This is a genomic window from Nocardia tengchongensis (assembly GCF_054781395.1).
This window is the reverse complement of record NZ_BAAGUM010000015.1, coordinates 464,541-478,724: the sequence shown is the minus strand read 5'-3', so window position 1 is coordinate 478,724 and position 14,184 is coordinate 464,541. Positions and strand designations below refer to the sequence as shown.

The 14,184-nt window shown below is 69.9% G+C and carries 14 protein-coding genes and 1 riboswitch; of the genes, 9 read left to right on the top strand and 5 right to left on the bottom strand.

The annotated features are described in order from the left end of the window. On the bottom strand, window positions 1-585 hold the full coding sequence (locus tag ACYVKL_RS28795) for a TetR/AcrR family transcriptional regulator (protein ID WP_379166267.1): 585 nt from the start codon (window positions 583-585) through the stop codon (window positions 1-3). Window positions 586-678: 93 nt separating this feature from the next. Between ACYVKL_RS28795 and ACYVKL_RS28790 the strand changes: the two genes are divergently transcribed. After that, window positions 679-1,419: an alpha/beta fold hydrolase gene (locus ACYVKL_RS28790; protein WP_379166266.1), complete on the top strand. Its 741-nt coding sequence runs from the start codon at window positions 679-681 to the stop codon at window positions 1,417-1,419. Between the two features lie 9 nt (window positions 1,420-1,428). Next, window positions 1,429-1,809, top strand: a complete 381-nt coding sequence (locus ACYVKL_RS28785; RefSeq protein ID WP_379166265.1) for a PPOX class F420-dependent oxidoreductase — start codon at window positions 1,429-1,431, stop codon at window positions 1,807-1,809. Window positions 1,810-1,877: 68 nt separating this feature from the next. Here ACYVKL_RS28785 and ACYVKL_RS28780 read toward each other — a convergent pair whose 3' ends face one another. Then, window positions 1,878-2,417, bottom strand: coding sequence for a DUF8020 domain-containing protein (locus ACYVKL_RS28780; protein ID WP_379166264.1), 540 nt, complete (start codon window positions 2,415-2,417; stop codon window positions 1,878-1,880). A gap of 340 nt (window positions 2,418-2,757) precedes the next feature. Then, window positions 2,758-6,393, bottom strand: a complete 3,636-nt coding sequence (gene cobN, locus ACYVKL_RS28775) for a cobaltochelatase subunit CobN (protein ID WP_379166263.1) — start codon at window positions 6,391-6,393, stop codon at window positions 2,758-2,760. Window positions 6,394-6,437: 44 nt separating this feature from the next. Next, window positions 6,438-6,509: riboswitch (adenosylcobalamin-variant (AdoCbl-variant) riboswitch) on the bottom strand. A 225-nt stretch (window positions 6,510-6,734) separates the two neighbouring features. Between cobN and ACYVKL_RS28770 the strand changes: the two genes are divergently transcribed. Together ACYVKL_RS28770 and cobG are read left to right on the top strand one after the other, a co-directional pair. Then, window positions 6,735-6,965 carry a hypothetical protein gene (locus tag ACYVKL_RS28770; protein WP_379166262.1) on the top strand — a complete coding sequence of 77 codons (231 nt, stop codon included), beginning with the start codon at window positions 6,735-6,737 and terminating at the stop codon, window positions 6,963-6,965. A gap of 199 nt (window positions 6,966-7,164) precedes the next feature. Then, the gene (gene cobG / locus ACYVKL_RS28765; RefSeq protein WP_379166261.1) at window positions 7,165-8,364 is read left to right on the top strand and encodes a precorrin-3B synthase; all 1,200 of its coding nucleotides are present in this window, start codon (window positions 7,165-7,167) and stop codon (window positions 8,362-8,364) included. Here cobG and ACYVKL_RS28760 read toward each other — a convergent pair. Further along, window positions 8,361-8,870, bottom strand: coding sequence for a hypothetical protein (locus ACYVKL_RS28760; RefSeq protein ID WP_379166260.1), 510 nt, complete (start codon window positions 8,868-8,870; stop codon window positions 8,361-8,363). The two genes, cobG and ACYVKL_RS28760, sit on opposite strands and share 4 nt — an antisense overlap. Window positions 8,871-9,143: 273 nt before the next feature. Here ACYVKL_RS28760 and ACYVKL_RS28755 point away from each other — a divergent pair, with 273 nt between their 5' ends. Beyond that, on the top strand, window positions 9,144-9,695 hold the full coding sequence (locus ACYVKL_RS28755) for a hypothetical protein (RefSeq protein ID WP_379166259.1): 552 nt from the start codon (window positions 9,144-9,146) through the stop codon (window positions 9,693-9,695). Here the strand turns inward: ACYVKL_RS28755 and ddaH are convergent. Continuing rightward, window positions 9,664-10,536 carry a dimethylargininase gene (ddaH, locus tag ACYVKL_RS28750; RefSeq protein ID WP_379166258.1) on the bottom strand — a complete coding sequence of 291 codons (873 nt, stop codon included), beginning with the start codon at window positions 10,534-10,536 and terminating at the stop codon, window positions 9,664-9,666. The two genes, ACYVKL_RS28755 and ddaH, sit on opposite strands and share 32 nt — an antisense overlap. Window positions 10,537-10,711: 175 nt before the next feature. Here ddaH and ACYVKL_RS28745 point away from each other — a divergent pair, with 175 nt between their 5' ends. From ACYVKL_RS28745 to ACYVKL_RS28730, 4 genes are all read left to right on the top strand, one after another. Continuing rightward, on the top strand, window positions 10,712-11,149 hold the full coding sequence (locus tag ACYVKL_RS28745) for an Lrp/AsnC family transcriptional regulator (protein WP_379166257.1): 438 nt from the start codon (window positions 10,712-10,714) through the stop codon (window positions 11,147-11,149). A 103-nt stretch (window positions 11,150-11,252) separates the two neighbouring features. Next, the gene (locus tag ACYVKL_RS28740; protein WP_213555810.1) at window positions 11,253-11,888 is read left to right on the top strand and encodes a precorrin-8X methylmutase; all 636 of its coding nucleotides are present in this window, start codon (window positions 11,253-11,255) and stop codon (window positions 11,886-11,888) included. Beyond that, on the top strand, window positions 11,885-13,582 hold the full coding sequence (gene cobJ / locus ACYVKL_RS28735; protein WP_379166255.1) for a precorrin-3B C(17)-methyltransferase: 1,698 nt from the start codon (window positions 11,885-11,887) through the stop codon (window positions 13,580-13,582). The genes ACYVKL_RS28740 and cobJ overlap by 4 nt, the downstream gene beginning before the upstream one ends. Window positions 13,583-13,627: 45 nt before the next feature. Then, window positions 13,628-14,173, top strand: coding sequence for a PadR family transcriptional regulator (locus ACYVKL_RS28730; protein WP_379166254.1), 546 nt, complete (start codon window positions 13,628-13,630; stop codon window positions 14,171-14,173). Window positions 14,174-14,184 lie beyond the last annotated feature (11 nt).

Genomic DNA, 14,184 nt, shown 5'->3' with positions numbered 1-14,184 from the left:
TCAGCTCGCGCCGGGCAGCCCGTCCACGACCAGATCCACCGCGCGAGCGAGGTACTCGGGCGTCAGCGGCTGTCCCCGCAGCAGCAGCCGGAACCAGATCGCCCCGCCCAGCAGGTCCATGATGGCCGCCGGATCGCAGCTCGCGTCGAGTTCGCCGCGCGCCACGGCCCGCTCGAACACCGGCTGTTCGCGGCCGAGCCGTTCGGCGAAGAACGCCGCCCCCACCTGCGCCAGCTGTGGCCGTGCGGGCGCGGCGGCCAGTACCGCGGTCGCGATGGGTGCGGTCGCTTGACCCGTGAGCAGTTCGGCGATGGCGTGCGCCAGGGCCAGCAGGTCACCGCGCAGACTGCCGGTGTCGGGCATCGGGAAGCTCAGCAGGTCGGAGTCGGTGAGCGCCGCGGCCAGCAGTGCGTCCTTGGCGGGCCACCAGCGGTACAGGGTCGTCTTGTTCACCCCGGATCGGGCGGCGACGGACTCCATGGTCAGGCCGTCATATCCCTTGTCGGCCAGCAGTTCCAGGGTGGCCGCGAAGATGGCGGCCGCCTGCCGCGGCCCGCCCGTCGATCGCCGTTGCGGTGTCGTCACCACCCCAAAATACAACACAACGTTGCGTTGCACAGCCATGCCTGCTTCAATTGCAACGCAACGTAGCGTTGCATTTGAACCGGGAGGCACACCATGACGACAACTCCGATCCTGCTGATCCACGGCATTCGTTTGAGCAGTGCCTGCTGGGGTCAGGTGAGCGAACAGCTCGGAACCGGGCATCCGGTACTGGCCATCGATCTGCCCGGGCACGGCGAACGCCGCGATGAGCGGTTCACACTGCCGGGCGCGATCGAGACCGTCCGCGCGGGTATCGATCAACTCGGCGGATCAGCACTGGTAGTCGGGCATTCACTGGGCGGGTTCACCGCGATGGCCGCCGCGGCGGCCCATCCGGATCAGGTGGCCGGACTCGTGGTCGCGGGCGCGACCCTGACTTCGGGACGGCCGCTCGCGACCCCGTTCCTGCTCGTGCACCGGCTGCTGTCCGCCCGCCCGGATGGCGGAAAGGCCTTCAGCGAGGGCGTCTTCCGCCGTGTCCTCCCACCCCGGGTGGCCGCCGACATCGCGCGCGGCGGCATCGCGACCGAGGTGATCCCCGAGGTGGCCGCCGCGCTCACCACATTCGATCCGCTCGCCGCCCTGCGCGCGTACCCCGGCCCGATACGCCTGATCAACGGCGGCCACGACCACTTCCGGCTCGGCGAGCAGCGGTTCCTGCGCGCCTCCCCCGACGCCCGACTGCTGGTCGTGCCGCGTTCGGGCCACTATCTGCCGCTCACCCACGGCGCGCTGTTCGCCGACCTGGTCGCCGACTTCGCGGCCTCCCGGTCGCTCGTGCGCCTGGCAGCGGCGGACGGCCACACCGGATAGGCTGCGGGCGTGGACAACCCGTTCGGGCCCGTGGGCACCGCCAACTACGTGAATCTGACGACCTACAAGAAGGACGGCACACCGGTGGGGACGCCGCTGTGGGCCGCACTCGACGGGGGCCGGCTGTATGTCTGGACCGTCACCGACAGCTGGAAGGTCAAACGCATCCGCCGTAATCCCGAGGTGACGGTGCAGGCCTGCGATGTGCGGGGCAAGACCCGCGGGGAGATCGTCAAGGGACGCGCGGTGATCCTCGACGACGCCGGCAGTGAGCGGACGCGGGGGCTGGTGCAGCGCAAGTACGGCATCATGGGCTGGCTCACCATCACGCTGAGCAAGGTGCGCCGCGGCAGCACGGGCACCATCGGCATCGAAATCACTGCGGCATAACCCGATTCATCGACGCCGCGCCGCCGGACCGGCGGGGACCGGTCCGGCGGCGCGGTGTGCCCTCGATGTCAGGGCTGATCGCCGGCGATGACCGCGCCGATCAGACCGCCCACGCCGCAGCCGATGATCGCGCCGACCACGAAGAACCAGATCCCGATCACCGCCCCGACGATGCAGCCGATCAACGCCCCGGCCACGATGGACCCGGCGTTGGCGACATTCTGCAAGGCCGCCACCTCGGCGTTCGGGGCGGCGATATCGGCCGGATTCGCCGGGCGCACGGTCAGTTCCGTGGCGTCGGCGTTCACCTCGGGCACCACGGTGACCGTGCGATCGGCGGCTTGGTACAGCAAAGGCAGCGAAGCGATGGTCTCCCCCGTGGGCGAGACGATGTCGACCGCGCCGCCCGCGAGTTCGAAATGACCCCCGGCGAGCGTGGTGGTGACCGCGCCGCGATCCTGGGCCAGCGCGATCGAATAGTCGACACCCCGGTCGTTGCCGCTGATTCCCGGCGCCGCGACGGCGGGTTCACCGTGTGCGGTCACCGTGGCGATGGCCAGGGCCGCGATGGAAAACAAAGTGGTAGTGGCGATTCTGGCGATTCTCATGATGGTTCCCTGCGATCGAAGTGCCGATTCACCCCAGGGCCGAGCGGACGGGTCCGCACGAATACGCCGGCACACCGCAATTCGGTGATGCCTGCGCGACAGCGCGGCGAATCGGAGAATTCCACATAGAATTTTCAGACCCCGCAACGCTTTTGGAACGTCGGCGGGTGTTCCGGTGCTCCCCGACGTATCAGGGCCTCCCCCGAGTACGAGTCCGGAACGATTCTCATGGTCCTCTCAGAGTTCGGGACGCGGAAGACCGAGGTGCCGGGGTTGTCCGCCCTTGTCCTGTGTGTCACCCCGGCACGCCGCACCGATCCTACGGACCGGTCGAAATCGATTACTCCAGTTCGCCTTCGGTCTCCAGATACACCTGCCGCAGCCGATCCAGCGTCTCGCGTTCGGGCTGTTCCCAGAGCTTCCGCTCCGCCGCCTCCAGCAAACGCTCCGCGATACCGTGCAGCGCCCACGGATTCGACTGCTCCATGAACTTGCGGTTGGTCTCGTCGAAAACGTAGGACTCGGCCAGCTTTTCGTACATCCAGTCGGCGACCACATTCGTGGTGGCGTCGTAGCCGAACAGATAGTCGACGGTGGCGGCCATTTCGAAGGCGCCCTTGTAGCCGTGCCGGCGCATCGCCTCGAGCCAGCGCGGATTCACCACGCGCGCCCGGAACACCCGGGTGGTCTCCTCCGACAGCGTGCGGGTGCGGACCGCGTCCGGACGGGTGCTGTCACCGATGTAGGCCTCGGGGTTGGCGCCGGTGAACGCGCGCACCGCGGCCACCATGCCGCCGTGGTACTGGAAGTAGTCGTCGGAGTCGGCGATATCGTGTTCGCGGGTGTCGGTGTTCTTGGCCGCCACCGCGATTCGCCGGTAGGCGGTGCGCATGTCGTCGGCCGCGGGCGCGCCGTCCAGGTCGCGGCCGTAGGCGAAACCGCCCCACGCGGTGTACACCTGCGCCAGATCGTCGTCGGTGCGCCAGCTCTTGGAGTCGATGAGCTGCAGCAGTCCCGCCCCGTAGGTGCCCGGCTTGGAACCGAAAATCCTGGTGGTGGCGCGACGTTCGTCACCGTGCTCGGCCAGGTCGGCCTGGGCGTGGGCGCGCACGTAGTTCGATTCGGCGGGCTCGTCGAGTCCGGCGGCGAGACGCACGGCGTCGTCGAGCAGGGCCAGCACATGCGGGAAGGCGTCGCGGAAGAATCCGCTGATCCGTACGGTCACGTCGATACGCGGACGACCCAGCTCCGCGAGCGGGATCGCTTCCAGGCGGGTGACGCGGCGACTGGCCTCGTCCCACACCGGCCGCACGCCCAGCAGCGCGAACACCTCGGCGATGTCGTCGCCGGAGGTCCGCATGGCGGAGGTGCCCCACACCGACAGACCCACCGAACGCGGATACTCGCCGTGGTCGGCCAGATACCGAGCCAGTAGCGAATCCGCCATGGCCTGACCGGTTTCCCAGGCCAGGCGCGACGGTACCGCCTTGGGATCGACCGAGTAGAAGTTGCGCCCGGTGGGCAGCACGTTGATCAGGCCGCGCAGCGGCGAGCCGCTGGGACCTGCCGGAATGAAGCCGCCGTTGAGGGCGTGCAGGATGCGGGCGATCTCGACGCCGGTCTGCCGCAGTCGCGGCACCACCTCGGTCGCGGCGAAGCCCAGCACGCGGCGCGTCTCGTCGAGTCGCGCGGCCACGTCGGTGAGGCCGGCCGCCGCGGCGAGTTCCCCGCCGAACACGGCGTCGGTCACCGCGTCGATGGAGTCGGCGGCCCAGTCGACTTCCTGCATGGCCGAGACCAATTCGCGCGCCAGCTCTTCGAAGGCGTCCACCCGGTCGCGCTTCTCGTCACCGGATTCGCTGAGCCCCAGCGCTTCTCGCAGACCCGGGACATTGACCTCGCCGCCCCACAGCTGCCGGGCGCGCAGCATGGCCAGCACCAGGTCCACCTCGGCCTCCCCCGCCGGGGCCTGGCCGAGGATGTGCAGGCCGTCGCGGATCTGCACGTCCTTGATCTCGCACAGCCAGCCGTCGACATGCAGCAGCATGTCGTCGAAGACGTCTTCCTCGGGCCGCTCGGTCAGCCCGAGATCGTGGTCCATCTTGGCCGCGCGCATCAGCGTCCAGATCTGCTGGCGGATGGCGGGCAGCTTGCCCGGATCCAGCGCGGAGATATTGGCGTGCTCGTCGAGCAACTGCTCGAGCCGCGAGATGTCGCCGTAGGTCTCGGCGCGCGCCATGGGCGGGATCAGGTGGTCGACCAGGGTGGCGTGGGCGCGGCGCTTGGCCTGGGTGCCCTCGCCCGGGTCGTTGACCAGGAACGGGTAGATCAGCGGCAGATCGCCCAGGGCGGCGTCGGTGCCGCAGGACGCCGACATGCCGAGCGTCTTGCCGGGCAGCCACTCCAGGTTGCCGTGCTTGCCCAGGTGCACCACGGCGTCGGCGGCGAAACCCTCCGGCGCGGCCAGCCAGCGGTAGGCGGCCAGATAGTGGTGGCTCGGCGGCAGATCGGGGTCATGGTAGATGGCGACGGGGTTCTCACCGAAGCCGCGCGGCGGCTGCACGATCAGCACCACATTGCCGAAACGCAGGGCGGCAATGACGATTTCGCCCTTCGGGTCCGCGGAGCGGTCGACGTAGAGTTCGCCCGGCGGCGGCCCCCACGCCTCGATCACGGCTTCGCGCAGGTCCTCGGGCAGCGTATCGAACCACTGGGTGTAGAGGTCGGCGCCGATGCGAATCGGGTTGCCCTCCAACTGTTCCTGGCTCAGCCAGTCGGGGTCCTGCCCGCCGGCCGCGATGAGCGCGTGGATCAGGGCGTCGCCGTCGGCGGTCTCGAGGCCGGGGATCTCCCCGCGCGCGCCGAGATCGTATCCGGCCTCACGCATCTCGGTCAGCAGCCGGATGGCGCTGGCCGGGGTGTCGAGGCCGACGGCGTTGCCGATGCGCGCGTGCTTGGTCGGGTACGCCGACAGCACGATCGCGATCTTCTTCTGCTCGGCCGGAATGTGGCGCAGTCGCGCGTAGCGCACCGCGATCCCCGCCACGCGGGCCGCGCGCTCGGCGTCGGGCACATACGACGACAGCCCGTCGGCGTCGAACTCCTTGAACGAGAACGGAACCGTGATGATGCGCCCGTCGAACTCCGGCACCGCCACCTGGGTGGCGACATCCAGCGGGGACAGGCCGTCGTCATTGGCCTCCCACTGCTCGCGGCCGCTGGTCAGGCACAGGCCCTGCAGGATCGGCACATCCAGGTCGGCGAGCGCGCCCACATCCCAGGCCTCGTCGTCGCCACCGGCCGAGGCGGTCGCGGGCTTGGTGCCACCCGCCGCCAGCACCGTCACCACGAGGGCGTCGGCGGTACCCAGCGTGGCCAGCAGTTCCGGTTCCGCGGTGCGCAGCGAGGCGCAGTAGATCGGCAGCGCCCGCGCGCCCTTGTCCTCGACCGCCGCACACAGGGCATCGATGTAGGCGGTATTGCCCGCCAGGTGCTGGGCCCGGTAGTAGACGACCGCCACGGTCGGCGCGTCCGCCGCGACCGGACGCGCCTCGCGCTCCAGTTCGCCCCAGCTCGGCATCTCCACCGGCGGCTCGAAACCGTGCCCGGTGAGGAGCACCGTGTCGGACAGGAAGTTGTGCAGCTGCAGCAGGTTTCGCGGACCGCCCGCGGCCAGGTAGTTGTGGGCGTCGGCGGCCACGCCGCCCGGCACCGTGGAGCACTCCATGAGCTCGGCGTCGGGCGCGATCTCGCCGCCCAGTGCGACCAGCGGAATTCCGCTGGCGCGCACCGTCTCCAGTCCGTCCTCCCAGGCGCGCTTGCCGCCCAGCACGCGCACGATCACCAGCTCGGCGCCGTCGAGCAGGCCCGGCAGGTCCTCCGGCAGCAGGCGGGCCGGATTGGCCAGCCGGTAGCCGGCGTCGCTGGCGCGCGCGCTCAGCAGATCGGTGTCGGAGGTGGACAGCAGCAGAATCACAGGTTCGGCCTTCCTAGGGTGACGCGCCCAGCACGGTTCGGCGCCCGCCGGGAAGGTCTGACTGTCACAGTGGCGCGACCGCACCGGAATTGCACCGGCTTTCTTCCGTTCGACGAGCTCGCCGATGCTATCGCGCCGCGTTCGCCGGACCGGTATCGCGCCCGGATCACCGGGCCGCGCACCGATCACAGTGCGGCAAAGCCTGGCTCATCCCCTCAGAGAACCGACTGGTCGGCGCGTACGCTGCCGGTATGCCACTCACTCCAGGATGGGTCAGGCGGAACCGCTTTGCTGCCTGGTCGGGATACTTTTGCGTACTGGTTGCCTTCGCAACGCTGGCCATGGCACTCACCGCCGCCGGCTCCGGTCACTCGCGGCTGGCACTCATCGCCGGCGTCGTCTGCGCGGCGACCATCCTGTTCGGCCTCACGGTCATGACCACCACCGTCCACCGTGACCACGCCGACCACCACAACGTCCCCAGCCTCCTCAACGACACCTGGGAAGTCAGTCCCGCCTTCGCCCGCCGCCGCGGCGCCCCCGCGGCCATCGAACCCCGCCAGGCCGGCTGAACCGGCCTGGCCGAATCGACCGATCCGACAACGAGATTCCGGGGCTCCCCCGGCCCCGGATTTCTTTCGGCTTCTTTCCGCCATGCCCACGACACATAGTTAGATTGCAATATCTACAGATTCAGATAGACGTGAACTGGGTTCGACGCCTGGGCAGCTCGTGCCCGGCCGCGCCGACCTCCGTACGCTGGGAGGCGTCATGACGCGAACCGATCCCGATTCCTGCCCGGGCGTGCTGCGCCTGCACGAAGCAGCCGATGGTCCCCTCGCCCGCATCCGGGTGCCCGGCGGACTCCTGTCCCCCACCCAGCTTGAGGCCCTCGCCGGCGCGGCCGCCGACCTCAGCGACGGGAACATCGAACTCACCTCGCGCGGAAACATCCAGTTCCGGCAGGTGCGCGACGCGGCCGCCCTTACCGAACGGCTCACCGACGCCGGGCTGCTGCCCAGCGCCACCCACGAACGGGTGCGCAACATCATCGCCTCGCCGCTGTCCGGACGCGTCGGCGGCTGGTCCAACGTGCATCCCCTGGTCGCCGCCCTCGACGCGGGCCTGCGCGCGCGACCACGCCTGGCGGAACTGCCGGGCCGGGTGCTGTTCACCCTCGACGACGGCCGCGGCGACGTCAGCGGCCTCGGCGGCGACATCGGCGTGCACGCCCTCGGCGAACACACCTACGCACTCCTGTTGGCGGGCAAGGACTCCGGCCTGCGCCTGCCCGCCGATACCGCGGTGGACCTCATGCTCGCCGCGGCCGACGGCTTCCTCGACCTGCGTGACGGGCACTGGCGACTGCACGAGATCCCCGAGGGCACCGCCCGGCTCACCGACCGGCTCCGCACCGGCCACCCCGGCCTCGACATCGCCGCCGACCTCCTGGAACCGCCTGTCCACCAGGATGTTCCGATCGGCTGGATGACCCAGGCCGACGACCGGGTCACCCTCGGCGCGGGCGTCCGCCTCGGTTCCCTGCCCGCCCGCACCGCCGAATTCCTCGCAGCCGTCGAGCGCCCGGTGTTCGTGACCCCCTGGCGCAGCCTCGTCATCACCGATCTCGACGAGTGGGCCGCCGAACAGGTGGTCCGCGTGCTGGCCCCCATGGGCCTGATCTTCGACGCCGCTTCCCCGTGGCTCCAGGTCAGCGCCTGCGCGGGCATGCCCGGCTGCGCCAAGTCCCTGACCGACGTCCGCGCCGATGTCGCCGAGGCCGTCGACTCCGGTCGCGTCCTCCCCACCGGCGCACCGGGATTCGCGCGCGAGGGCCTCGACGCCGCCGACGTGGTGGTCGCGGGCCGGCAGCACTGGTCGGGCTGCGACCGCCGCTGCGGCCGCCCGAAGGGCGCGGTCACCGACGTCGTCGCCACCACCGACGGCTACCGCATCGTCCCCGCCGGCTAGGGAGTCGCGGTCGAACTCCCGGAGCCGATGGGGTAGTTGCTGAGGTCGAGGCTGCCGCCCCCGCCGCAACCATCGAGTTTTGGCTGCGCGACGGGGGTAGTCCCCGCGGGCGCGGGTTCGACCTGCACCGTGGCCGGACCGTTCTCCCAGTCGCCCTGTTTGGTGGACAGGACGTGGGTTCCGGTACTGGTCGGCACCCAGTACACCCACGCGTAGTCGTCCGAGACCGGGTCGCGGAAGACCTTGGCGAGAGTGCTGCCCAGGCAGGCGGAGTTGTCATAGAAGTTCACGCGGGGTGTTTGGCCCACCGCATCGGCGTGCAGGACGTAGCGCACACCGACAGAGATATGCGCCGGCACGTACCCGCTGTCGTCCAACACCCATACACCCTGAAAGGTGCTGCTGGGGGCGGACGTCCCGACCGGCGCGGTGACCGTGGCAATCGTCGCCGCCAGCGCCATTGTCGTTGCGACCCAGCCGATTCGGCGAACCGCTTCCCGTGTCATATCCACTCCCTGATCATGATCGTCCCGACGTCCGCCGGACGCTGAACGCTAGCCCGGCAATATCTGACATACAGACGTTTCGAAGAGATCGGGAGGCCCCCACTTCTCGGGGGGCGAGCCAGGAACGGCGTGGTGAAGTCAGACCGTGACTTCGACGATGTCGAGGATGCGGAAGCGGTCGCCGGACCCTCGGCGGGTGCGGCGTGCAGGCCTCGGGGTCGCTGGTGCAGAGTGGATGGGGCAGGGCGGCACCAGCGCAGGCGGGAGGCGGTCATGACCATCGCGAAGCTCAGCGATCAAGAGATCGGGGCGATGTCCGACGAGGAGCGCCGCGAGCTGATCCGGCGATTACAACCACCGCCGGAGCGGGTCCTGCCCCGCCCTGAAGTGGTGCGGGTGCATCGGCGAGTCCGGCTCACGCTCATGATCGGCGGATGCCTGGGCCTGATTCCGTGGATCGTGTATCTCGGGTTCTCACTGCCGACCGAATACCACGCCCGCAACTGGTCGCTGGCCTGGATCGGTTTCGACATCGTACTGGTGCTGATGATGGCGGCCACCGCCTACCTCGGCTGGAAGCGGCGCGTGGTGCTGCTGCTCCCGGCCTTCGGCACCGGCCTGCTCCTGCTGGTGGACGCCTGGTTCGACATCGTCACCGCCGATGCCAGCGACGTGTGGATCTCGCTGGGCACGGCGCTGATCGGCGAGATCCCGTTGGCCGTCCTGCAGATCACCGGCGCGATCATGCTGCTGCGCTTCCTGATCCTGGCCCATCCCCTGAATGATCCCGACGTCAGTCCGTTCCGGACCCGGCTGCCGTTCTGACCGCGTGCCATTCCATCGTGCAGCATTTCACGCTGCCGCCGGATTTGAGCAGCTCCGACAGGTCGATCCCGACCGGTTCGTAGCCGCGGGCGCGCAGCTGCTCAGCCAGGTCGACCGCCTGATCGGTGAGAAAGACGTGGTAGCCGTCGCAGACGCCGTTGAGGCCCAGCACATTCGCATCCGCCTCGGTGGCGAGGATCGCGTCGGGGTACAGGCTCGCGAGCAGCCGGGCGCTGGGTCCGCTGAAGGCGGCCGGGTAGTAGGCGATGGTGTCGTCGAGCACCATGAGCGCGGTGTCGAGGTGGTAGAAGCGCGGATCCACCAGATCCAGTGAGACGACCGGCAATCCGAAGTAATCCGCCACCTCCTGGTGGGAGTCGCGAGCGCTGCGGAAACCGGTTCCGGCGAGGATGCGGCCGGACGCGATCGCGAAATCGCCCTCCCCCTCATTGGTTTCGCGGGCACGCACCACGGTCGTGAAGCGCTGCGCGGCCATCCAGTCGTGGTAGGCCGGGCCTTCGTCCGCGCGTTCGGGATTGGCGAAGCGCGCCGAGAGCGCCCGGTCCCCGATCGCGAGTCCGCCGTTGGCCGCGAACACCATGTCCGGCAGCCCCGCCACCGGTTCGATCATCTCGACCCGATGCCCGCGCACCTCGTAAGCGATGCGCAGCGCATCCCATTGCGCGAGGGCGAGGGCCCGGTTCACGGGGGCACCGGTGTCCATCCATGGATTGATGGCGTAGGTGACGTCGAAGTGGTCGGGGCGGCACATCAGGTAGCGGCGGGGCACGGGCCGGCGGGCGGCGGGATCGCGGGCGAGCAGCGTGGCTACGGACGTCAACGGGACTCCCTCGGAAGCGGCGCGGACGGGTCTGACCCGAAGGTAAATGGCGTACCGTTGTGCCAGGAATAGCGAATCGTTGCGTTGATCGCCTCTCCACCAGCGATTCGTTGCGTTCGATCGATGCGCATGCATCAGCGCGGCCGATGCGCGCATCCCCGCGAAGGGAGCGACCGTGGATGATCTCGATCGGCGGATCCTGGCGCATCTGCTGAAGAACGCGCGCGCCTCGTTCCAGGACATCGGCGCGGTGATCGGACTGTCCGCCCCCGCGGTCAAACGCCGCGTCGACAAGCTGGTGGCAGGCGGTCAGATCACCGGTTTCACCGCGGTGGTGAATCCGGCCGCGCTGGGCTGGCGCACCGAGGCCTACGTCGAAGTCTTCTACCGCGACAACATCTCCCCCGCCGAACTGCGCCGCGGCCTCGAACCCATCCCGCAGGTGGTCGGCGTGTGGACGATCGCCGGCGAGGCCGACGCCCTGGTCCACGTGATGGCCACCGATATGGCCGAGATCGAGGCGACCGTCGAGCGGATCCGCGAGAACGCCCGGGTCGGGCGCACCCGCAGCAATATCGTCATGTCGCGCCTGCTCGAACGCCCCCGCACCTGACCCGCGCCGAAACCACTGGATTCGCCTGACCGAGACCACCCATTGTGGCCGGGCGCACTACCCGGCCTGCGCCGCTCCGGCGGCGAAAACTAGGGTGGACGCCATGTCCGACGTGCGTGCCAGCTACCTCAAAGACGGGGCCGAGATCTATCGGCGCTCGTTCGCGACCATTCGGGACGAGGCCGATCTGGCCCGGTTCCCGGCGGACGTGTCACAGGTGGTGGTGCGCATGATCCACGCCTGCGGGCAGGTCGATCTGGCGGGCGACGTGGAATTCAGCACCGACGTGGTCGCCAAGGCGCGGGCCGCGCTGCAGGCCGGTGCGCCGATCCTGTGCGACGCCAAGATGGTCGCCTCCGGCGTCACCCGCAAGCGGCTGCCCGCCGACAACGACGTGCTGTGCCTGCTCGACGACCCGCGCGTGCCCGACCTGGCCGCCCAGCTGGACAACACCAGATCCGCTGCGGCCCTGGAACTCTGGAGCGACCGCCTCGACGGCGCGGTGGTGGCGATCGGCAATGCCCCGACCGCCCTGTTCCACCTGCTCGACCTCATCGACGCGGGCGCGCCCCGCCCCGCCGCGGTGCTCGGCATTCCGGTCGGGTTCATCGGGGCCGCGGAGTCCAAGCAGGCGCTGGCCGAGTACGGCGGCGTCGAATTCCTGACCGTGCGGGGCCGGCGCGGCGGCAGCGCCATCACCGCCGCCGCCCTCAATGCGATTGCGAGCGAACAAGAATGAGCAAGCTCTGGGGTGTCGGGCTCGGACCCGGCGATCCGGAACTGGTGACGGTGAAGGCCGCCCGCGTCATCGGCGAGGCCGATGTCATCGCCTTCCACAGCGCCCGCCACGGGCGCAGCATCTCGCGCGCCATCGCCGCCCCCTACATGCGCGCCGGTCAGCTCGAGGAGCACCTGGTCTACCCGGTCACCACCGAGACCACCGACCATCCCGGCGGCTACCAGGGCGCGATCGACGAGTTCTACGAGTCGGCCGCCGCGCGCCTGGCCGAACACCTCGCGGCGGGCCGCACCGTGGCCCTGCTCGCGGCCGGTGACCCGCTGTTCTACAGCTCTTTCCAGCACATGCACCGCCGTCTGGCCGACCGCTTCGACACCGAGATCATCCCCGGCGTCACCTCGGTCAGCGCCGCCTCGGCCGCCCTGGGCACGCCGCTGGTCGAAGAGAAGCAGGTCCTCACTGTCCTGCCCGGCACCCTGCCTGTCGAGGAGCTCACCCGCCGCCTGCGCGAGACCGACGCCGCCGCCATCATGAAGCTCGGCCGCACCTACCCGGGTGTCCGCCAGGCCCTGGCCGATTCCGGCCGCCTCGACGACGCCTTCTACGTCGAACGCGCCAGCTCGGACCGGCAGCGCGTGCTGCGCGCGGCCGACGTGGAGGAGGCGAGCGTCCCGTACTTCGCGATCACGATCGTCCCCGGCCCCACCCCCGCCACGCGTATCGCCCTGACAGCGACGGCACAGAGCGACCCGGCCGCGACGACGGACCGGAATACCGCAGCCACCAACGGCATTGCCGCACGCGGGGCCGACGTCGCAGCGGCCGTCCTTCCCGGATCGGATTCGGTCGCGGCCGGTGCGGAGGCCACGACGGGGGCCGCCACCGCAGCGTCGACGGGCGGGCCCGCAGCTCATGCGGCCCCGAATCCGGTTGCGGCGCAGGAGGGCCGGGTCGGCGAGGTCGTCGTCATCGGGCTCGGCCCCGGCGACGAAGCGTGGACCACGCCCGAGGTCTCGCAGGCGCTGGCCGAGGCGACCGACATCGTCGGCTACACCACGTATGTGAACCGCGTGCCGGTGCGGCCGGGTCAGCGGCGCCACGCCAGTGACAATCGGGTCGAATCCGAGCGCGCCGGTATGGCTTTGGACATGGCCAAGCAGGGCGCGAAGGTCGTGGTGGTGTCGTCCGGGGATCCGGGCGTGTTCGCCATGGCGGCGGCGGTGGTCGAGGAGTCGGCGGATCCGCAGTGGCGGGAGGTGCCGGTGCGGGTGCTGCCCGGGGTGACCGCCGCCAGCGCGGTGGCGAGCCGGATGGGCGCGCCGCTGGGCCACGATTTCGCGATGATCTCGCTGTCGGATCGACTCAAGCCGTGGGAGACTGTGGCGCAACGGATTTCGGCGGTGGCGTCGGCGGACATGGCGTTCGCCGTGTACAACCCGGCGTCGTCGCAGCGCACCTGGCAGGTGGCGGCCATGCGGGAGCTGGCGCTCGAGCACCGTAAGCCGGAGACGCCGGTGGTGATCGGCCGCGATGTGGGCGGCCCGACCGAGTCGGTGCGGGTGGTGACGCTGGGCGAGCTGAACCCCGCCGAGGTGGATATGCGCACGCTGCTGATCGTCGGCGCGTCCACCACGACCGTGTTCGACGCGGCCGGTGGACCCCGGGTGTTCACGTCCCGCCGCTACGGAGCCTAATATTCCAATGTAGAACGTAGTGATTGCAGGCTGGAAGGAGTGCCGGTGCCAGAAGACCATGCTCGACGCCCGCTCAACTCGACGGCCGCGTCCCTACTCGGCTTCCTGCACACGGGCGAAATGTCCGGGTGGGATCTGGTGGCGCTGGCCCAGGACCGCATCGGTGACTTCTGGACCATCACCCAGAGCCAGGTCTACCGCGAACTGGCGACCATGCACCAGCTCGGCCTGGTGGACAAGGGCGCGGCCGGCGCCCGCGACCGCACGCCCTACCGCATCACCGAGGACGGCCGGGAAGCCTTCGCCGAATGGATCGCGCGCGATCCGGGGGCGGAGACCATCCGCGTGCCACTGCTGCTGACCCTGTCGTTCGGGGAGTTCGTGGACGCGGGCCGGCTCGAACGCATCGTCGCCGCCAACCGCACCGTCCACGAGCAACGACTCTCGGGCTACCTGTCCGGCCACGACGAGCAACGGATGTCGCCCTACGAGCGGGCGACCCTGGACTTCGGCATCCGCTACGAGCGTGCGGTCCTGGAATGGTTCGACCGCCTGCCGGAGCTGCTGGACCGCACCAGCCGCCTGTCCTGACCGGACCCCGC